This window comes from Pararhodonellum marinum (genome assembly GCF_015354735.1).
GTDB lineage: Bacteria > Bacteroidota > Bacteroidia > Cytophagales > Cyclobacteriaceae > Pararhodonellum > Pararhodonellum marinum.
The window spans coordinates 259851-281439 of record NZ_JACEFJ010000005.1; the positions used below are offsets into that span (position 1 = coordinate 259851).

Annotated in this window: 18 protein-coding genes; 14 read left to right on the top strand and 4 right to left on the bottom strand. The window is 44.3% G+C overall.

What is annotated here, in order from left to right; translation table 11 throughout:
- The first annotated feature begins 92 nt into the window (after positions 1–92).
- The 14 genes from H1A14_RS12225 to ftsZ all read left to right on the top strand — a co-directional run bounded on the left by H1A14_RS12225 (position 93) and on the right by ftsZ (position 16963).
- Positions 93–1064 (top strand): polyprenyl synthetase family protein, encoded by a 972-nt coding sequence (locus H1A14_RS12225; RefSeq protein ID WP_194776535.1) that lies wholly within the window; start codon positions 93–95, stop codon positions 1062–1064.
- A 547-nt stretch (positions 1065–1611) separates the two neighbouring features.
- Positions 1612–2055 carry a division/cell wall cluster transcriptional repressor MraZ gene (gene mraZ, locus H1A14_RS12230; protein ID WP_194776536.1) on the top strand — a complete coding sequence of 148 codons (444 nt, stop codon included), beginning with the start codon at positions 1612–1614 and terminating at the stop codon, positions 2053–2055.
- A gap of 1 nt (position 2056) precedes the next feature.
- A complete protein-coding gene (rsmH, locus tag H1A14_RS12235; RefSeq protein ID WP_194776537.1) occupies positions 2057–2962 on the top strand; it encodes a 16S rRNA (cytosine(1402)-N(4))-methyltransferase RsmH in 906 nt (301 codons plus the stop codon).
- 1 nt (position 2963) lies between these two features.
- Positions 2964–3347 carry an FtsL-like putative cell division protein gene (locus H1A14_RS12240; protein ID WP_194776538.1) on the top strand — a complete coding sequence of 128 codons (384 nt, stop codon included), beginning with the start codon at positions 2964–2966 and terminating at the stop codon, positions 3345–3347.
- Positions 3344–5452, top strand: coding sequence for a penicillin-binding protein (locus tag H1A14_RS12245; protein ID WP_194776539.1), 2109 nt, complete (start codon positions 3344–3346; stop codon positions 5450–5452). The genes H1A14_RS12240 and H1A14_RS12245 overlap by 4 nt, the downstream gene beginning before the upstream one ends.
- Positions 5452–6915, top strand: a complete 1464-nt coding sequence (locus tag H1A14_RS12250; RefSeq protein ID WP_194776540.1) for a UDP-N-acetylmuramoyl-L-alanyl-D-glutamate--2,6-diaminopimelate ligase — start codon at positions 5452–5454, stop codon at positions 6913–6915. Before H1A14_RS12245 ends, H1A14_RS12250 begins: the two co-directional genes overlap by 1 nt.
- 2 nt (positions 6916–6917) lie before the next feature.
- Positions 6918–8129, top strand: a complete 1212-nt coding sequence (gene mraY / locus H1A14_RS12255) for a phospho-N-acetylmuramoyl-pentapeptide-transferase (protein ID WP_194776541.1) — start codon at positions 6918–6920, stop codon at positions 8127–8129.
- A complete protein-coding gene (gene murD / locus H1A14_RS12260; protein WP_194776542.1) occupies positions 8130–9485 on the top strand; it encodes a UDP-N-acetylmuramoyl-L-alanine--D-glutamate ligase in 1356 nt (451 codons plus the stop codon). It abuts the gene before it with no gap.
- Positions 9482–10648 carry an FtsW/RodA/SpoVE family cell cycle protein gene (locus tag H1A14_RS12265; protein ID WP_194776543.1) on the top strand — a complete coding sequence of 389 codons (1167 nt, stop codon included), beginning with the start codon at positions 9482–9484 and terminating at the stop codon, positions 10646–10648. The genes murD and H1A14_RS12265 overlap by 4 nt, the downstream gene beginning before the upstream one ends.
- Before the next feature lie 9 nt (positions 10649–10657).
- A complete protein-coding gene (gene murG, locus H1A14_RS12270; protein ID WP_228527751.1) occupies positions 10658–11770 on the top strand; it encodes an undecaprenyldiphospho-muramoylpentapeptide beta-N-acetylglucosaminyltransferase in 1113 nt (370 codons plus the stop codon).
- Positions 11767–13167: a UDP-N-acetylmuramate--L-alanine ligase gene (gene murC / locus H1A14_RS12275; protein ID WP_194776544.1), complete on the top strand. Its 1401-nt coding sequence runs from the start codon at positions 11767–11769 to the stop codon at positions 13165–13167. The genes murG and murC overlap by 4 nt, the downstream gene beginning before the upstream one ends.
- Entirely contained in the window at positions 13154–13921 is a 768-nt protein-coding gene (locus tag H1A14_RS12280) for a cell division protein FtsQ/DivIB (RefSeq protein ID WP_194776545.1), read from the top strand. The genes murC and H1A14_RS12280 overlap by 14 nt, the downstream gene beginning before the upstream one ends.
- Before the next feature lie 2 nt (positions 13922–13923).
- On the top strand, positions 13924–15243 hold the full coding sequence (gene ftsA, locus H1A14_RS12285; protein WP_194776546.1) for a cell division protein FtsA: 1320 nt from the start codon (positions 13924–13926) through the stop codon (positions 15241–15243).
- Positions 15244–15355: 112 nt separating this feature from the next.
- A complete protein-coding gene (gene ftsZ, locus H1A14_RS12290; protein ID WP_194776547.1) occupies positions 15356–16963 on the top strand; it encodes a cell division protein FtsZ in 1608 nt (535 codons plus the stop codon).
- A 1-nt stretch (position 16964) separates the two neighbouring features.
- Here the strand turns inward: ftsZ and H1A14_RS12295 are convergent, their stop codons facing one another.
- From H1A14_RS12295 to H1A14_RS12310, 4 genes are all read right to left on the bottom strand, one after another.
- Complete coding sequence (locus tag H1A14_RS12295) at positions 16965–17489, bottom strand: NADPH-dependent FMN reductase (protein ID WP_194776548.1); 525 nt, start codon at positions 17487–17489, stop codon at positions 16965–16967.
- Positions 17490–17633: 144 nt separating this feature from the next.
- Positions 17634–18800: a mannonate dehydratase gene (uxuA, locus tag H1A14_RS12300; RefSeq protein ID WP_194776549.1), complete on the bottom strand. Its 1167-nt coding sequence runs from the start codon at positions 18798–18800 to the stop codon at positions 17634–17636.
- A gap of 149 nt (positions 18801–18949) precedes the next feature.
- A complete protein-coding gene (locus H1A14_RS12305) occupies positions 18950–19762 on the bottom strand; it encodes an SDR family oxidoreductase (RefSeq protein WP_194776550.1) in 813 nt (270 codons plus the stop codon).
- Positions 19763–19890: 128 nt separating this feature from the next.
- Positions 19891–21537 (bottom strand): UxaA family hydrolase, encoded by a 1647-nt coding sequence (locus H1A14_RS12310; protein WP_194776551.1) that lies wholly within the window; start codon positions 21535–21537, stop codon positions 19891–19893.
- Positions 21538–21589: the final 52 nt, after the last annotated feature.

The window sequence follows — 21589 nt, forward strand, 5'->3', positions numbered from 1 at the left end:
ATCCTTAAATTGGCCGTTTCATTGGAGAAATTAAAGCGGTGCACCTTTTGAGGTAGCCTGAATAGGTTGTATTATTGCAGCACGGAAATCAAATGAAGCCAGACCTTAAGCAAATACAAGCTCCCATAGCCGATGAAATGGCTGAATTTGAGAAAAAATTCCGCTCTTTCATGAAGAGTAAGGTCAAACTCCTTGATCACATCACCAATTACATCGTCAAAAGAAAAGGGAAGCAGATGCGGCCCATGTTTGTTTTTTTGACAGCGGGCGTATCAGGAGGCATCACCGAGTCTACTTTTAGGGGTGCAGCGTTGATAGAATTGCTCCATACAGCTACCTTGGTCCATGATGATGTGGTGGATGATGCAAATTACAGAAGAGGCTTTTTTTCCATCAATGCACTTTGGAAAAATAAAATTGCGGTCTTGGTTGGCGATTACCTGCTTTCCAGGGGCTTATTGCTCAGTGTAGATAATGGAGATTTTGACTTGCTGAAAATCGTTTCCAATGCCGTAAGAGAAATGAGCGAAGGGGAGCTCTTGCAGATCGCCAAAGCCAGGAACCTCGATATTACCGAAGAAATCTATTACACCATCATCCGCCAAAAGACGGCGAGCCTCATTGCGTCTTGCTGCGAAGTGGGCGCAGCGACGGCTGGAGTAAATGGCCAAGCAGAGAAAATGAGGCTTTTTGGTGAAAAGGTAGGTATGGCTTTTCAAATCAAAGATGACCTTTTTGATTATGGAGAAGATGAGGTAGGCAAGCCTGTAGGTATTGATATCAAAGAAAAAAAGATGACCCTGCCCTTGATCTATGCACTTAATCAAGCCAAATGGCTGGATAAAAAAAGGATCATTTATCTGATTCGGAACAAAAACAAAGACAAAAAAGCGGTCAGTGAAGTAATCAGTTTCGTCAAAGGGTCAGGTGGACTGGATTATGCCCAGTCTGTGATGAACCAGTTTTATGAAGAAGCTTTGGCAATTTTGGCCGAATTCCCTGAATCAGCATATAAATCCTCTCTTGAGGCATTGGTAAGTTTTACCATTCTGCGAAAAAAATAGTTTCAACCCAATTTTTTAGGATGTATTTCAATTGAGATAATCATCAAGCTTCTTCAATTCAAAGGCTTTGGAATATAGATTCATCTCCGTAATGAGGCACAATTGAGCCTATTTTTCATGCGATACTATTTTTCCTGAACCGTTTCCTGATAAACTTTGAGCTCATCTGTTTTTGCCAGTTAATTGTTGACACTTTTCCCCTTTTTCCATTGAAATCCATAATCCATTAGATTTTTATGGGATTTTCTACCACTTTTTAGAATCATGTAGGTAAGGTCAATTTAATTTAGCAGTTTATTTCCCTAAACCCTACATATGAGACAATTTAAGAAGGTTCAGAGATGATGTCCTCCTGTTTTAGTCTAATTTGATCATTTCCTCGACTTTTCAATCCATCAAATTAAAGGGTTAATTTTTTAAGATTTCTTTGTATTAATCTAAAGTTTTGGATACTTTTATCACTAAGTGGGAAAAAGTGGTAGATAGTGGTGTAATGTGTCAATCCTTTTATTACTTTTGTCCTTGTAGAAAACTTTAACAAACCGAAATGGCATTTTTCACCAGCGAGTATGAGTGCAAGCTTGACGCCAAAGGACGTCTGGTATTGCCTGCCAAAATCAAGGCAGCGCTACCGGAATCCAACGGCAATGAGCTGGTTCTCAGACGTGGATTTGAGCCATGCCTGGTGCTGTACCCCATGTTGGAGTACAGAAAAATATACAACAGAGTAGCTGGTTTAGACGAGTTCAATGAAGAGTTCAGAAATTTTCAAAGGAACTTTTTCAGAGGCAATACAGAAGTAGAATTGGATAATGCGGGAAGGTTTTTGATTCCCAAAACCATGCTGCGCTATTCAGGTATAGAAAGAGATGCGATTGTGGTGGGTATGGGCAACAGGGTGGAGCTTTGGCATCCGGAGAAATACGAAGATTACCTGATCCAAGAAAATTCAGATTTCTCAAAGCTGGCCCAAAAGTTACTCTCAGAATAACATGGATCAGCCTGAATACCACATACCTGTCATGCTTTCTGAATGCATTACAGGCTTGGCGATTGATCCAGAAGGGATTTATCTAGACTTGACCTTCGGAGGAGGGGGACATACCAGAGAGATACTTAAAAGTCTGAAAGGCGGCCATTTGTATGGATTTGACCAAGACGAAGATGCTGCGGCAAATGCACCTGAAGACCCTAGGTTTACTTTTGTTCAGGCCAATTTTAGGGATCTGAAAAGATACTTGAGGCTTTACGGGGTGGCCAAAGTAGATGGTATGCTTGCTGATCTTGGGATATCCTCCCATCAAATTGATCAGCCCGAAAGGGGTTTTTCAACCCGGTTCGAAGGGGAATTGGATATGAGGATGAATCAAGGCTCGGGACTGACAGCCAAAGAGGTGCTGAACACTTATGAGGAAGGTCAATTGCACAAGATATTTGGTATTTATGGAGAGGTAAAAAATGCCAAAACCTTGGCCAGGCAGGTGGTGTCTGAAAGGGCTTCCCAGCCTTTCGAAAGCATAGCCGGTTTTAGGGATTTGCTCAAAAAATTCGCCCCGCGGGGTAAAGAGTACAAGTATTTTGCCCAGGTGTTTCAGGCATTGAGAATTGAGGTCAATGATGAACTCGGAGCGTTGGAGGAAATGCTGCTGCAGGCAAAGGAGATTTTGAAACCGAACGGCAGGTTGGTGGTGATGAGTTACCATTCACTTGAAGATCGTTTGGTAAAAAACTTTATGGCGAAAGGAAAATTTCACGGGGAGCTTGAGAAGGATTTCTATGGCAACCCGGTCAGGCCATTTGAGCCGATCACCCGCAAGGCATTGGTGGCAGGAGAAGAAGAACTGGCAAGAAACAACAGGGCAAGGAGTGCCAAATTAAGGGTAGCAAAAAGATTGTAAGATGTCGACCAACACCTTTAAAAAGAAGATCAAGCAAAAAGAGAAAAGCAGCTCCAAAAAGGGCTGGAACCCTTTTGTGTGGATTGAAGAAAAATTGAAAGTGAGTGAATTGCTTGGTGAAGGAATCCCGGTGAATCTGGTGCCTCCATTCCTGTATGCGGCCTGTTTGGCTTTGATGTACATATGGAGCAACCACAGGGCCGAAAACACCATCCGAAAAATCGAAAAAGTACAACAGGAGGTGGAGGATTTGAGAGCAGATGTCACTACACTGGAAGCGGAATACATGCTCAGCAGCAAGCAGTCGGAAGTTGCCAGAAAAATTGAGCCCTTGGGCCTATTTGAAATTGATCAACCACCCATCAAAATAAAAGTCAAGAAGTGAACATCAAAAGATCCATATTGGTCAGAGTGAGGATGGCATTTTTGGTGGTGGCCATATTTGCCGGACTTATTTTTTATAAAATCACCCATGTTCAGCTGGTGGACGGGGACAAGTGGAGAGAAATGTCCCAGAATATCAACCTTCAATATAGAAAGGTCAGTGCAACTCGTGGGAACATATACAGCGGAGACGGAAGCTTGCTGGCTACCAGCCTGCCATTTTACAGGGTGGTCATGGATCCTTCTATAGCCAGTGAAAACTCATACAAGGCAGGTTTGGATTCCCTTTCGGTTTTGTTGGCGAATTTTTACAAAGACAAATCTGCCTCAGCATACAAAAGGACAATCAATGATGCCAGGCTCAATGGTAAGCAATATTTAATTCTCAACAGACAGCAAATCGGATATCAGGAGAAGCAAAAAATGTCCACATGGCCGATTTTCAGAGAAGGCCGTAGCCGTGGTGGGGTGATTTTTGAGAAAGTGGAAAAAAGATACCGTCCTTTTCAAAATCTGGCGGGTAGGACAGTAGGTTTTCTCAATGAAGACAAATATGGAGCAGGTCTGGAATACAGCTTTAACGATTATCTCGAAGGTAGAAATGGAGAGGCTTTATTTCAAAAAATTGCCGGAGGAAGCTGGAAACCAGTGCATGATGCTGAAGATATCAAGCCAGAGGATGGGTTTGACATCATCACCACCATCGATGTTAACATTCAGGATGTAGCAGAATCCGCTTTATTGAGACAACTGATCAATAAGGATGCTGAATTTGGGAGTGTAATAGTAATGGAAGTGGCTACCGGGCACATCAAGGCCATCGCCAATCTACAAAAAAACAAAACCAGCTATGGTTATGGCGAATACTACAATTATGGCATAGGAGAACAGGGTCTTACAGAACCTGGATCCACTTTCAAATTGATTTCCATGATGGCCTTGCTGGAAGAAGGGAAAGTCAACCTCAAAGATTCTATTGATACAGGCAAGGGGGCATTTAAGTTTTATGACCGCACCATGCGGGATGCCAAAAACGGCGGCTTCGGTAAGATCACCGTTAGAGAGGCATTTGAAAAATCCTCCAATGTGGCCATTTCCAGATTGGTGGAAGAGAATTTTGGGGTCAATCCCAGTAAATTCCTCAGTTATGTGGAAAAAGCGGGCATTCATCAGCCTATGGAGTTTCAGCTGAAAGGAGAGGGGGTTCCCTATTTCAAAAAGCCTGGTGCCAAAAATTGGTATGGCACCACGCTGCCATGGATGTCTATCGGATATGAACTAAAGATCACTCCATTACATACATTGATGGTTTACAATGCCATCGCCAATAACGGCACCATGGTAAAACCCATGATCGTCCAGCGGATCTCAAGGGCTACAAAAGTGGAGAGAGAATTCAAACCAGAAGTGGTCAGTAGAAAAATCGCCTCAGACCAAACCATAAAGCAGTTGCAGGAGCTCCTGGAAGGGGTAGTGACCCAAGGTACGGCGAGCAATATCAGGGATGAGGATTATCTGATCGCCGGAAAAACCGGAACTGCACAGAAACTCATCAACGGACGATATACCCAAAAATACTATACCTCATTTGCCGGTTATTTTCCGGCTGATAAACCCAAATATTCTGCGATTGTCATTGTGGACAGCCCAAAAGGTTTCAATGCCTACGGGGGTGATATTTCCGCTCCGGTCTTCAAGGAAATTGCGGATAAAATCTACGCGCAGGATTTAAAATTAAATCCAAAAGTAAACCAACAGGTGATTTTGGCTGAGATGGAACAAACAGAGTTTCCATTTATTCAGGCCGGGAAGGTGGATGAATTGCAGCTGATATGCAATCAGTTTGGAATTTCCAACCACTATGGGGGAGGTGAGGATTGGGTCAAATCCACCGTAGCCAACCGGTCCATCAGTTGGAAGGAAAATAAGGTAGAAGCGCCCACAGTGCCGGACGTGCAGGGCATGACTTTGAGGGATGCACTTTATATTTTGGAAAACAAGGGACTGAGGGTGACCTACTCCGGAAAGGGCCGGGTAAAGAGGCAATCTATCGGGGCTGGAACCAATCTGCCTCAGGATGGAACCATAAGACTGGAATTGGGATAATGATGACCATAAAAGACATATTGTACAAAGTGTCACTTACTGCCTCTATCGGTGATATGGAGGTGGAAGTGGATCAACTTGTCTTTGATAGCCGAAAGGTGGTTCCTGCTTCAGCTTTTGTGGCCATTACCGGCACACAAGTAGACGGCCACGCTTTCATCAATCAAGCTCTGGAAAAAGGGGCAATCGCAATCATTTGCGAGGAATTACCTGAATCCATGCAAGCAGGAGTCACTTATGTGCAAGTGATCAATTCTGCCAAGGCCCTCGGAATCATGGCTGCAAATTTCTATGGACATCCCTCGTCCAAAATGAAAGTGGTGGCTGTAACCGGCACCAATGGCAAAACTACCACAGCAACCCTCCTGCATCAGTTGTTTATGGAGATGGGATACCAAAGTGGACTCTTGTCTACAGTGGAAAATAAAATTGGGGAAGAAATCTTGCCTGCCACGCACACCACTCCGGATAGCCTTGCCATCCAAGAGTTGCTGTCTAAAATGCTTTCAGCGGGTTGTACCTATTGTTTTATGGAGGCGAGTTCCCATGCCATTGTGCAGGAGCGCACTTCCGGAATGCAGTTTACAGGAGCGATTTTCACCAATCTCAGCCATGACCACTTGGATTACCACGGGAGTTTTGATGAATACATCAAAGCAAAGAAGAAACTATTTGATGAGCTTCCGAAAGATGCTTTTGCACTGGTCAACGCGGATGATAAGCGTGCCATGGTCATGTTGCAAAATACCAAAGCAGCCAAGCAAACCTTTGCCTTACGCTATCCTGCGGATTTTAAAGCAAAAATCATCAGCAATACTTTACAAGGGCTTGAATTGGATATTCAAGGTAAGCAGGTATGGTTTCGAATGATCGGAGAATTTAATGCCTACAATTTGATGGGGGTCTATGGGGCCGCCGTGTTGCTCGGAGAAGAACCGGATGAAGTCTTGATGCAGCTTTCCAAAGTCAGAGGTGCACAAGGGCGCTTTGATCAATTTGAATATAATGGGATCACTACCATAGTGGATTATGCCCACACACCAGATGCTTTGGAAAATGTGCTCAAGACCATCCAAGGTGTTCGAATGGGTGGTGAAAAGCTTATCACGGTGGTGGGCTGTGGAGGCAATAGGGACAAGGCCAAAAGGCCATTGATGGCAAAAATTGCCACCAAGAACAGTGACCAGGTGATCCTTACCTCTGACAATCCTAGGGATGAAATTCCCATGAGCATCATCCGGGATATGGAAAAGGGAGTAAATCCCGTGGACTACAAGAAAACAGTAACCATAGAGGACAGAAAAGAAGCCATCAAAACGGCTTGTGTGATGGCCAAAAAAGGAGATATCATTTTAATAGCGGGAAAGGGGCATGAAACCTATCAGGAAATCAAAGGTGTCAAGCATCCATTTGATGACCGGGTGATTGCGAAAGAAATGCTGCAAATTATACATACCAGTTAATCATGTTATACCATCTTTTTGATTATTTCGATCAAGCTTTAGACCTGCCAGGTGCAGGGGTCTTCCGGTATATCTCATTTCGAGCTGGAATGGCTGCACTTTTTTCTTTACTGATCACGATTACCTTTGGAAAAACCATTATTCAGTGGATCAGGAAACAACAAATTGGTGAGACTGTCCGGGATCTTGGCCTTGAGGGACAAAAAGAAAAGAAAGGCACGCCGACCATGGGAGGCCTTATGATGATCGCTGGTATTTTAGTTCCTACCCTGCTTTTTGCCAATGTTTACAATATTTATATCATTCTACTTCTGGTATCGGTCATTTGGCTTGGCTTCATCGGATTTTTGGATGATTATATCAAGGTTTTCAGAAAAAATAAAGAAGGACTCGCCGGTCGTTTTAAAATCATCGGTCAGATTGGCATTGGGATTATTGTAGGAGGTACACTATTCTTTCATGAAGATGTGGTGGTGAGGGAATTCCAGAACCCCGTTTCCATAGAGGAAGGCATAGTGGAAACACCTGCTTTTAAGGATGTAAAGGTGGCCAAAACAACCATTCCCTTTATGAAAAACAATGAGCTCAACTATGAAAACCTCTTGGGTTTTTTGGGTGATGCCATGACACCTGTTTTGTTTATCCTATTGGTGATTTTCATCGTTACTGCCGTATCCAATGGCGCCAATATTACAGATGGAATTGATGGGTTAGCCGCAGGTACTTCTGCAATCATAGGCCTGACCATAGGCATATTCGCCTACATCAGCGGCAACGCCATATTCTCCCAGTATCTGAATGTGATGTTTATTCCAAATGCCGGCGAAATGGTGATTTTCTGCTCTGCTTTTGTGGGGGCCTGCGTGGGTTTTTTGTGGTATAACGCTTACCCTGCACAGGTATTTATGGGAGATACAGGGAGTTTGATGCTTGGGGGAGTGATTGCCGTGCTCTCATTTACCTTAAGAAAGGAATTGTTGATTCCTGTACTCTGTGGGATTTTCGTGATAGAAAATGTATCCGTAGTCCTTCAGGTCAGCTATTTTAAATATACCAGAAAAAAATACGGTGAGGGAAGACGGATTTTCCTGATGTCCCCCTTACACCACCACTATCAAAAAAAAGGAATTCCTGAACCCAAAATCGTTACGCGGTTTTGGATTGTGGGCATCTTGTTGGCCATCATTACGCTGGCTACTTTGAAACTGAGATAAATGAATAAAAGGATCGTCATATTAGGAGCAGGAGAAAGCGGAATAGGAGCAGCCCTATTGGCCCATAAGATGGGCCATGAGGTGTTTGTATCCGATGCTGGCAACATATCGGAGGAAAGAAAAGCCTTGCTTCAAAAAGCCGATATTTCTTTTGAAGAAGGCCAACACTCTACAAACCTAATCCTTAATGCGGCAGAGGTCATAAAAAGTCCAGGCATTCCGGAAAAAACAAAAATAGTCAAGCTGCTGAAAGAGGCGGGTATCCCTATCATTGACGAGCTGGAATTTGGTTTTCGCTACAGCAAAGGTAAAATCCTCGCCATTACCGGCACGAACGGTAAAACTACCACCACTTTATTGACCTATCATTTGATGAAAACAGCAGGTCTTGATGTGGGTCTTGCAGGGAATGTGGGCCAAAGTTGGGCGATGCAATTGACGGAAAGGGACCATGAATGGTGGGTTTTGGAAGTCAGCAGTTTTCAGATTGACGGCTTCAGGACTTTCAAACCATTTGTTGCTATTCTGACCAATATCACACCTGATCACTTAGACAGGTACGGGTACTACTTCTACAATTACATCCATGCCAAGCTGAATTTGTTGGCCAACATGGATGAAGAAGACCATTTGATTTATTATGCAGATGACCATAACATTCAACAAGGTTTAGAAGATCTCGAACCCAATATACAAATGCACGGGGTTTCCCTGAAGGAAAAAACAGACACTTTCAGCCATGATGCTGGGGATAGGCTGGTTTTGGGAAATGCAGGTAAAGGCATTTCTCTGCCAAAGGAATCCATTGTCCTGAAAGGCGCACACAACATGATCAATGTAATGTGTGCAGCTCAAGCGGCCCTACTTGCCGGAGTATCAGAGGTTGACTTACTCATTGGTTTGGGGAATTTTGAAAATGCACCTCATAGAATGGAAGTGGTAGAGGAAGCGAATGGGGTGACTTTTATCAATGACAGCAAAGGAACCAATGTAGATGCGACATCCTATGCGCTGGAGGCTTATTCCCAGCCCATCCTTTGGATAGCCGGAGGGGTGGATAAAGGGAATAATTACGAAAAATTGATGGCCAGCATAGCCGGCAAAGTAAAAGCTTTGATTTGTCTGGGAAAAGACAATGAAAAATTGAAAAAAGCATTTGAAGGGCGCATTCCTCTCATTATGGAAACGCAAGTCCTTCAAGAAGCGGTGGAATGGGCCTGGAATCAGGCAAAACCTGGAGACCTGGTTCTTCTATCTCCAGCCTGTGCTAGTTTTGATTTATTCAAAAATTATGAAGACAGGGGCGATCAGTTTAAAAAAGCAGTGCGGCGCATCCTAAATGTGAAAGCGAAATGATAGCAATTAAAGAGTGGTTGGATGAAAATTTAAAAGGGGACTCCATCATATGGGGTATCGTGATCCTTTTGTCCATCATCAGCATCTTGGTCGTGTACTCCGCTACGGGTACCCTAGCCTACAAGCGCATGGGAGGCAATACGGAAGCCTATCTTATCAAGCATTCCTTATTGGTCATGGCCAGCTTAGGGGTGATGTGGATGGCCCATAAGGTCCCCTATAAGTACTATGCAAAATTATCCTTGGTAGCGCTATGGGTTGCAGTACCCTTGTTGATATTCACTTATTTCTTCGGATCCAATATCAATGATGCCAACCGTTGGCTGACCATACCCATCATCAATCAGGCCTTCCAGCCTTCCGATTTGGCCAAATTGGCACTCATCGCAGCAGTTGCAGGTATGCTTGCCAAAAGACAACGCAACATTCGGGACTTTCAAAGCACCTTTATTCCTATCATCATCTGGATAGGGCTGATCTGTATGCTGATCGCTTTGGCCAACATGTCCACAGCAGTTTTACTGCTTGCCACTTGCCTGTTGCTCATGTTTATAGGTCGGGTACCTTTGAAATTTCTGGCCATGGTATGCCTGATTGGGGGTTTGGCTTTGACCACTGCGATCTTTGTAGGACAAAGAGGCGGAACTTTCTTTTCCAGGATAGAAAACTTCACGGCCAAGGGAGGTGAAATTCCCTATCAAGCACAGCAATCCTACATCGCAATTGCCACAGGAGGCATCGCAGGAAAAGGACCCGGCAAAAGTGAACAAAGGAATTTCCTGCCACATCCTTATTCCGATTTCATCTACGCGATCATCGTAGAGGAATACGGACTTATCGGAGGTGGTGTGGTGCTTTTCCTATACCTCGCTTTGCTCTATCGGGGCATGCGGGTGGTAGCCATATCCAACAGGCCTTTTGGTGGCTTACTCTCGGCAGGGCTGAGTTTTGCACTGGTGCTGCAGGCCATGGTCAACATGGCGGTGGCCGTTGGCTTGGGCCCAATTACAGGATTGCCCTTGCCCTTGCTCAGTATGGGTGGTACATCCCTGATATTTACAGGGGTTTCTTTGGGAATCATCCTTAGTGTAAGTCGCGGAGACCATGAGGACGCCTTTCCAGTAGAGGCCAATAGCATAAGAAGAACAGCCAAAATGGCTTAATGATAAAACATGAACCCAACGAAACAAAGCTATAGGATCATGATAAGCGGAGGAGGAACAGGAGGACATATCTACCCGGCAATTGCAATTGCAAATGCATGGACAGAGAAGTACCCTGAATCTGAGATCTTATTCGTTGGGGCCGAAGGAAAAATGGAAATGCAAAAGGTACCGGAAGCAGGATATGCCATAGAAGGACTGAGAATCGCAGGACTCCAAAGAAAATTGACATTGGACAACCTCAATTTCCCTTTCAAGCTGATGGATAGCCTCAACAAGGCCCGCAAACTCATTCGGAATTTCAAACCTCATGCGGTGGTGGGTGTGGGAGGTTATGCCAGCGGACCCCTGTTGTTTGTTGCCCAAAACAAGGGTATACCAACCTTAATTCAGGAGCAAAACTCCTATGCTGGCTTGACCAACAAGCTGCTTTCTAAAAGGGCAAATGTGATTTGTGTAGCCTATCCTCAAATGGAAAAGTTCTTTCCTAAGGAAAAAATAAAGTATACAGGTAATCCTGTAAGAAAGGACATTCTGGATACGGACAAGAAAAGAGAAGTTGCTTTGAAGCATTTTGGACTTTCGGCAGAAAGGCCGGTGCTTTTGGTATTGGGAGGAAGTCTAGGAGCAAAAACGATCAATCAGGCGATGCTACAGTCCATGCATCAGTTTGAGGAGAAGGGATACCAAGTATTGTGGCAGACTGGTAAATTTTATTTTGAAGAAATGAATCAGGCGGTGACAGCAGCGAATCTTAAATGGATTAAAGCCTTGGAGTTTATCAAGGACATGGACTTGGCGTATGCTGCGGCCGATTTGGTTGTTTCCAGGGCAGGAGCCCTTTCGGTTTCAGAGCTAAGCCTTGCAGGGAAGGCAGTTATCTTTATCCCTTCCCCCAATGTGGCAGAAGACCATCAGACCAAAAATGCCATGGCAGTGGTGAGCCAAAGAGCTGCCAAAATGATCAAAGACAATGAGGCCATGGATAACTTGGCCAAAGAAGTAGAAGACTTGATGTCAAACCCTGAAGTGCGCAAGCAACTCAGTGAAAAAATAATAACCCTGGCTAAACCCGAGGCTGCCACAGAGATCGTGGTGGCCTTGGAAAACCTGATAAAATGAATTGGAAAAGTCTACATAGCGTCTACTTTCTAGGTATCGGAGGGATCGGTATGAGTGCTTTGGCGCGCTGGTTTCGACACCTCGGTGTACCTGTGTATGGCTATGACAAGACACCAACCGCCTTTACCCAACAATTACAGGGTGAAGGGATGACGATCAATTTTGAGGACGTTGTGGATGCCATTCCCACAGCCGTTTCCTCGGATACCAAAAACAGACTGATCATTTGGACACCAGCCATTCCAAAGGACAGCCTACAGCTTAATTTCTTTAAATCCAGAGATTATTTACTCAAGAAAAGATCGGAAGTATTGGGAATGATTACTTCCCAAATGACCACTGTGGCTGTGGCAGGAACCCATGGGAAAACCACCACTTCTTCCATGATTGCCCATTTGCTCAAGCATGCTGGCATTAATACTGCGGCCTTTTTAGGAGGAGTGACACAAAATTACGACAGCAACTTAATCCTCCATGATGAGGCCAAAAATGAGGCACCCATTGTCGTGGTGGAGGCCGATGAATTTGACCGGTCTTTCTTACAGCTTCATCCCAATATTTCTGTGGTGACGAGTTTGGATGCGGACCACCTGGACATTTATGAAAAGGTGGAGGAAATGACCAAAAGCTTTGGAAAATTCCTCGCCCAGACCAATAAAAAGGGGCAGGCGTTCATTCAAAACAATGCAATGACTAAGCTGGACAGGAGCCAATTTGAAGGCTTGGCTACTTTGGAATACGGACTTACACAAGGCAGTATTCATGCAGCCAACATCAGAGCTGGATTGGCTTCATTTACTTTTGACTACCTCAGTCAAAAGATTGAATTGAAAGACATTGAGCTGAAAGTGCCTGGTTTCCACAATGTGGAAAACGCATTGGCGGCCATTTCTGTGGCCCTGTATTTCGGATTGAAACCCAAAGAAATTAGAGATGGGTTGAATGTCTACAAGGGAGTAAAAAGGCGGTTTGAAATTATCCACCAAAGTGAAGACATGGTGTATATAGATGACTATGCCCATCATCCGGAAGAGATCAGGGCTTTTCTGAGTTCCGTGAAAGCCATGTATCCCATTAAAAAACTGACAGTAATCTTTCAACCGCATCTGTACAGCAGAACTAGAGACTTCGCTACCGAATTTTCAGAAAGCTTGAGCATTGCGGACGAGGTAATACTGATGGAAATATATCCCGCAAGAGAGCTCCCCATTGAAGGGGTGTCTTCAACCATGTTGCTGGATGGCATAGCCTGTAAAGAAAAGCAAGTGCTAACAAACGGGGCAATTTTGGACCATTTGAAAAAAAGCACCGTGGAAGTCCTAGTGACCCTAGGTGCTGGTGACATAGACCGTATGGTAGAACCTATAACCAATTGGATCAGAGATGAAAGGATTTAAAAACTTCAAAATCAAAAAGACTTTTGTCTTCCTGCTCCTCAGCCTGGTGCTTTTGGTCTTTATCGGGTTTGTAGAGAAAAAAGCTGCCGAGCGGGGATTTCATTCCTTTGAGGTATTTATCAAAGGTTTCAGTGATGTGTACTTTGTAGATGAACAGGATATTTTCAAAATACTCAAAACAGATTTCGATCACATACAGGGCAACACAGTGCTTTCGGAAATAGCCTTGGACAAAATCGAGCATCGAGTAGAAAGCCACCCCTTTGTAAAAAATGCGGAGGTTTTCAAGGATCTCAAAGGTAAAGTAATTATCAAAGTGGAGCAGCATCAGCCTGTTGCAAGGATTACAAGACCCATGGCAGCGGATGGTTACATCTCATCCGAGGGCATTATCCTGCCTACTTCAAGCAAGTACACCAGCCGGGTTTTGCTGATTGAAGGAAGTAAAGCTGATGAATTATTGGCAGAAGACGATCTCAAGGTCAACCATTCCGATTTGATGGATTTAATTGAATTTATCAATCAGAATGAGTTCTGGAAAGCGCAGATTGCCTCTTTGGAAATCGATCGGAAAGGAAATATCTGGATGCATCAGCAAGTCGGTAAGCAGGTCATTGAATTTGGCAAGCCCGAAGATATCGAACAGAAATTCAAAAAAATTGAAGTGTTCTACCAACAGATACTACCTCAAAAAGGATGGAATACCTACAGCAAAGTAAACGTAAAATATAAGGACCAAATAATTTGTGATTAGCTATGGAAAATGAAAAACTCGTGGTGGGGTTAGACATCGGAACCACCAAAATCTGCGCCATCATCGGACGGAAAAACGAATTCGGCAAACTTGAAGTCTTGGGAATGGGCAAGGCGGTATCTGACGGAGTAATCCGCGGAATCGTGACCAACATTGACAAGACGGTAAATGCCATTCAAAAAGCCGTTCACGATGCTTCTGAAATGGCCGATGTCAACATTGGGGAAGTGATCGTAGGGATTGCTGGGCAACACATCAGAAGTGCAGTACACCACGGGTCCATCATCCGGAATACCAAAGACGATGAAATCACTGTGGAGGATGTCAGAAGATTATCCAATGACATGGAAAACATTGTGGTGCCACCCGGTAACACCATCATTCATGTGATGCCACAGGATTATACGGTCGATTATGAAGATGGGATCAAGGATCCAGTAGGGATGTCAGGAGCACGTCTTGAGGCAGATTTCCATATTATCACAGCCCAAACTACAGCGATTAACAACATCAACCGTTGTGTCAAGCGGTCCAACCTGACTTCCAAAGACCTCATTCTAGAGCCTTTGGCCAGTTCGCTTTCGGTCTTGAGTGATCTGGATAAGGAGGCTGGAGTATGCTTGGTCGATATCGGTGGGGGTACCACAGACATAGCCATATTTTACGAAAACATCATCCGACATACCGCTGTGATTCCTTTTGGGGGAAATATCATCACTATGGATATCAAAGAAGGTTGTATGGTCATGCAAAATCAGGCAGAACTTCTGAAAACCAAGTTTGGCAAAGCCATAGCAGAAGATGCCAACCCCAATGAAATTGTCTCTATTCCCGGCTTGAGGAACCGACCGCCAAAGGAGATTTCCATTAAAAACCTGGCCAGTATCATTGAGGCAAGGATGGAAGAAATCATTGAAATGGTGCAGTCGGAAATCGTAGCGAGCGGCATGTATAAAAAGCTTGCGGGTGGCATCGTATTGACCGGAGGAGGCTCACAATTACAAGGAGTGAGCCAGTTGTTTGAATACATGACTGGTTTGGATACACGGATCGGCTATCCCAATGAGCACCTGGGTAGGACCGTATTAGAGGAGGTAAAAAGCCCCATGTACGCCACAACTGTTGGATTGGTCCTGGCAGGCTTTAAGGCTTTGGATGATAGAGAAGATGTTTACAGACAAAGACAAGATCATGGCATAGCCAAGGTTAAAGAAGGCAAAGCGGTTCGGGTAGCCCTACCCGGTAAGGACATCTTTGCCAGCATAAGAGATAGATTGAAAGATTTCATCATGGATGATATCGAAGAAGACAATAATTACTAGGGCTTATTTATTTCAGGGAAATAATGGGTTTTGTCCATTATTTCCCTTTTTCCAAAGACAATCAAAAAATAACAATACCAATTCACCATAAAGAGGAAAAATGTCAGAAATTATGAGAGATTACAAATTTGACCTTCCAAAAAACCACAAATCTATCATCAAGGTGATAGGGGTAGGAGGAGGTGGTTCCAACGCTGTGAACCACATGTACAATCAAGGCATCAAGGATGTGGAGTTCGTGGTAGTCAATACTGACGCCCAAGCACTCAAAAGTAGCCCTGTGCCATTGAAACTTCAATTGGGGGCCAACCTAACTGAAGGACTTGGAGCAGGTGCCAATCCTGAGAAAGGCAAAAATGCCGCATTAGAAAGCAAGGAAGAAATCAGGGACCTGTTGTCCGACAATACCAAAATGGTATTTATCACAGCAGGTATGGGTGGAGGAACCGGTACCGGTGCTGCCCCCGTTATAGCCAAAATAGCCAAAGACATGGACGTCCTGACTGTAGGCATAGTTACTGCTCCATTCGGCTTCGAAGGCAAAAAGAAAATGACTGCAGCACAGTTGGGTATAGAGTCCTTGAGGGAGAACTGCGATACCGTCTTGGTGATTCTCAATGACAAACTGCGGGAAATCTATGGCAATTTGGCCATCAGGTCGGCATTTGGCAAAGCGGACAATATTCTTTCCACGGCAGCAAAGTCCATTGCAGAAATCATCACGGTACATCAGGATGTCAACGTGGATTTTGAGGATGTGAAGACTGTGATGAAAAATGCAGGAGCAGCAGTAATGGGTTCTGCTACTGAAGAAGGTGAAGGTCGTGCGATCAAAGCAGCTGAAAAAGCGATTGCATCCCCCTTGTTGAACAATGTGGACATCAAAGGTGCGCAGAAAATCCTGCTTTCCATCATGTCAGGAGAAGAAGAAGAATTGTCCATGGACGAGCTTAGCGAAATCACTGAGTACATTCAGGAAAGAGCCGGAGATGAAGCAGAGGTTATTTTTGGTCAGGGCATAGATCCTGATTTGAATAAATCCATAAGGGTTACAGTGATTGCGACGGGATTTATCCCAGAAGCCTTGACTCCCATTGAAGAAGATGTAATTGCAGCAGTAGCAGCAAAAAAAGAACAGGAGGAAACCACCAAGAAAGTAATCGATCTAGAATCAGGAAAAACCTCCAAAGTAGAAGAGGAGGCGCCGGCCAGTGCTGGACAGACCTTTACCTTTAGTATACAGAAGCCAATCATGCCCATGCGTGAAGAACCTGCTGCTGAAGAAAAGCCAGCCCCTTCGGCCAAACCAGAAATGGCGCCGGCAGCCAAGCAGGTAGAAGATGAGGAGGAGGAATTTGAGTTCATGCAACCTGAGCCCAAAAAGGTAGTTCCAAGGGCGATAGAAACGGCCAATGAACCAAAGAAAACCGAACCTGCAGAAGACAGCAATGTGGCTTTCAACAACAATTACTATGAGCAAATCAAGCAGAAAGCCATCCAAAGAGCCCATGAGAGATTTGAAAAATTAAAAACGCTCAGGGCAGCCAACCAAACTCCTGATGAATTCAAGGAAAAACTGGAAGTGCCCGCTTACATGAGGAAGCAGGTGAAGCTTCAGGATGTGCAGCACAGTTCCGAGGGCAATATTTCCCGGTACAACCTAAATGATGAAAATGAGATCCTGGGTAACAACAGGTTCTTGCACGATAATGTGGATTGATTTAAAAGTCAATCAGCATTTCAGCCTGGAGTTGCAGTAATTCCATGTACAATCTGTTGGTGAGCAGATTTTCTGACATGTTTTCCTCTATACGGGCCAATTTTGGCTTGTGAGCTAATACATGCATACCCAGGTAATGGAAGATGTCGGTCAGGTGGCTCAATGCGATGCCACCGCCGCCTATTCCTGAAGAAAGACCAACCAAAGCACATTTTTTGTTCCGAAAGGCATTGGGGTAAGTCATTCCGTCAATAAAAGCCTTCAATATCCCAGGAAAAGAACCGTTGTATTCAGGCACAATAAAAACAAATTTGGATCCCTTGATCAACTTTGCATGAAAATCATTGTAAGAGGGGTTTTTACCGTTGTTCTCGTAGAGGGCAGAAAATACAAAGTCATGTGGGAGGTCTTTAAGATCAATGATTTCGGAGTCCACCTGTTTTTTTGCCAAAATTTCCTGATAGATTGAACCGATTTTTCTCGACAATGATTTTTTTCTGTTTGTTCCAATAATGATGTTGACCATTAAATGACTTTCGTTTTGGGTGAGGCAATACTATCCCATGTAACAACTTTCGATACCAAAATTGTTTACTCTAGCTCAAAAATCTTTATTTATGAAAGTTGAAAAACGCTCAGAACTTGGTGAAATCCTGCGTTAAATATCGAATCAATCCCTTAGTAAGGCCATCTCCAAACCTCTTAGTTCGGCTAATCCCTTTAGCCTGCCGATCCCAGAATAGCCTGGATTGGTAACTTTTTTCAGATCGTCCAACATCTGATGTCCATGGTCAGGTCGCATGGGAAGGGATTTGCCTCTTTTGGCTTGTACTTTGAGAATTTCATTGACAACTTCCACCATGGGGACATCGCCTTCCAGGTGATTGTCTTCATGGAAATTTCCAGCCTCATCTCTTCGCGTGCTTCGGAGATGGATGAAATGGATGTGGTCTCCAAATTCCCTCACCATGGCAGGCAGATCATTGTCAGGCCTAACGCCATAGGATCCTGTACAAAAAGTGATGCCATTGAAGGAACTGTTGTTGTCCTTCAACAGCCTCCTTACATCCTTGGCAGTGCTTACCACCCTAGGCAAGCCAAATATGGGAAATGGTGGATCATCGGGATGTATGGCCAGGTAAACCTTGTTCTTCTGAGCCACCGGAATGATCTCGTCCAAAAACAGACGAAGATTGTCAGCCAGTTTTTCGGCGTCTATGCCTGCATAGGTGTTGAGTGCATCTTGAAATTGTTCCAGCGTATAACCTCCTTCTGCACCCGGTAAACCGGCTATGATATTTCGGATCAGTTTTTCTTTGCCCTCTTCAGAGAGCTGTGCCAAATGTTCCTCTCCGGCTTTCAAAATCTCTGTTTTGTAATCCTTCTCAGCATCGGGTCTTTGCAATAAAAATACATCAAAGGCAGCCAAGGCCTTCATTTCAAACCTCAATGCTTTGGCACCGTTGGGAAGTTCATATGCCAAATCGGTCCTCGTCCAATCCAGTATCGGCATGAAATTGTAACATACAGTAAAGATGCCTTCCTGTGCGAGGTGCTCGATGCTTTTTTGGTAATTTTTGATATAATCCTTGTAGTTTCCTGATCTCGTTTTGATGTTTTCATGAACAGGAACAGACTCCACCACTGACCAGGAAAGCCCAGCTTCCTCAATGAGGTCTTTTCGTTTTTTGATCTCTTCCCGGGTCCAAACTTCTCCATTGGGGATATGGTGCAGTGCTGTTACAATACCAGACGCACCTGACTGTCTGATGTCTGCCAAGCTTACCGGGTCTTTGGGTCCATACCAGCGCATGGTTTGTTCCATTTTATAAGCCATGTTTTTGATTTACGATTTACGATTTACGAATTGGGATTTACGAATTGGGATTAAGGATTCGGGAATGAGCCCAGCTTCCTGCAGCCTGACTGAGAACCATTTTAAGGGGAGGAGGACTTAGTGGCTGAAACTTTATTAATTACCGTCATTTAGACACCGGAATAGGCCGAGAATCCTCCATCGACTGGCACGATTGTCCCCGTAACAAATTTAGAGGCATCAGAGCAAAGCCACTGCAAGGTTCCGAGGAGGTCTTCTGGATCACCAAAACGGCCCATGGGGGTATGGTCCAGGATTTGTTTGCCCCGCTGGGTCAAAACCCCATTGGACTCGGTCAGCAGTTCCCTGTTTTGTTCAGTAAGGAAAAATCCCGGTGCCAAAGCATTGACCCGAAATCCCTCTCCATGTTTTTGGTTCAGTTCCACGGACAGCCATTTGGTCAGGTTGTCGATGGCTGCTTTGGCAGAGCCATAGCCCATGACCCGGGTCAGGGGTTTCTGTGCTGACATGGAGGAAATATTGATGATGTTGCCTCTTTTATTGGGCAGCATCAAGGGTAAAAAAGCCTGAATGGGCAAAAGAGTCCCAAGGTAGTTCAGATCCATAACTTGTTTCACTGCCTCAGGTGATAGGTCGGCCAAAGTCTGATCGGGTTTGACCACTGCACCAGGCATGTTTCCTCCTGCCAGATTGACTAAGATGTCCACATCTCCTATTTCATTTTTTATTTTTTCAGCAGCTTTTTGAAGTTCACCCATATTGGTGACATCTGCCTGGAATCCGGTCGCGAGTCCACCTGCCTTTTTGATTTCGTCTGAAAGAGCGGATATCTTTGAAAGTGTTCTTCCGATGATGATGATGTGTGCCCCTTCTTTGGCCAGGTGCTTGGCCATTTGACTGCCTAATACTCCTGTAGCACCGGTTATGATGATTTTTTTGTCTTTAACTGAAAACAAGTTCATGGGCTGCGGTTAATTTTTTTGTTAAATTTTGGTTAAATCAAAAATAAGCAGTCTTTCAAATTATGTCTTCTTTTTATAACTTCTTAAGGATACTTCAAAGAAGACCAGATGTTTTGATTTTGACTAACTTACAAAGAAACGCCTCTTTTCCAAGGGATGAAATCATCTTGGCCTAAATTCACTGCTTTGGCAGGAACGTTTCCACTGGCAACCTCTATGAGGTGTTCCAGCATTTCCTCACCCATCTGGGTAATGCTCTTATCACCAGAGATCACATCTCCGCAATCCACATCGATGATATCGGGCATTTTTTGAGCCAGTTTGGAATTTGAAGACACTTTTATCACAGGAGTAATGGGGTTGCCTGTGGGTGTACCCAAACCTGTGGTAAAAAGAATGATATTGGCACCTGATCCCACCATGGCAGTAGTACTCTCTACATCATTTCCGGGGGTGCATAACAGGTTTAAACCTGGTTTTTTCACATATTCAGCATAATCCAGGACATCCACCACAGGCGAGGTTCCTCCTTTTTTGGCTGCACCCCATGATTTCATGGCGTCGGTGATCAATCCGTCCTTGATGTTGCCTGGAGAAGGGTTCATGTCAAATCCAGACCCTACCGCTTCTGCGGAAGCCGCATAGGTTCTCATCAAGTGACTGAATTTATCCGCAATCTCTTCATTTACACAGCGGTCGATAAGCTCTTGTTCCACTCCACAGAGTTCGGGAAACTCAGATAGGATGCTCTTTCCACCTAAAGCGACTACCAAATCTGAGACATGGCCTACAGAAGGATTGGCAGAAATCCCTGAAAAGCCGTCAGATCCTCCACATTCAAGTCCTATAGTCAACTTACTCAGTGGTGCAGGCTTTCGGTCAATTTGATCAGCGTCTGCCATTGCCAGGAAAGTGCGCTGTATGGCTTTGGACAACAATTGCTGCTCCGTTCCTTCTTTTTGTTGTTCCAAAAGGATCAATGGCTTGGTCAGCTTGGGGTTGATGAGGTTCAATTTTTCTTTAAGAATAGCTGGTTGCGCATTTTGACAGCCTAGGCTGAGGACCGTGGCGCCAGCGACATTGGGATTGGTGATATAGCCGGCCAATAGGGCACACAATGCCTCTGAATCCTGCCGTATTCCCCCACAACCCCCTTCATGTGTCAAGAATTTGATGCCGTCAATGTTTTTAAAGAGCCGTTGTTCTTTTTTGGGCAGGGCTGCGGTAAGGGTGAGTTCGGGTATGGCTTCTTTTTCCCCGTTCTTGTACATTTCGACCATCTGCTTCACAAACAATTTGAACGGATTTGGCTTGCTGAAACCCAACTCTTCTACAAAAGCCTGTTTGATGATGTCGACGTTTCTGTTTTCGCAAAACACCAAAGGAATAACCAGCCAGTAATTGGCGGTACCTACCTGACCGTCTTCCCTATGGTAGCCCATAAATGTCCTGTTGGCAAATCTGGAAGTATCAGGTGGGGACCAGTTGGGATATTTTGTTTTTTTGCCAAATTTTTCCGCTTGGTGTGCAACATTTTTCGTGGTAAGCACTCCTCCTTTGGGGATAGGTTGAAGGGCTTTACCTACCACAGAACCATACATGAATATTTGGTCTCCCACCATAAAATCAACCTCTGCAAATTTATGTTTTGCTGAAATGTGGTTTTTCAAGGTGATTTTCTGTTCTTCCAAGTTTAGCTGAACACCCTCCTCCAAATCCTGTAAGGCTACCCAAACATTATCTTTTGGATGAATTTTCAAAATTTTATGGTTCATGGGTTTTATTATTTATATTGCGCAATCGATTGCGCAATTTACTTGAAATAAA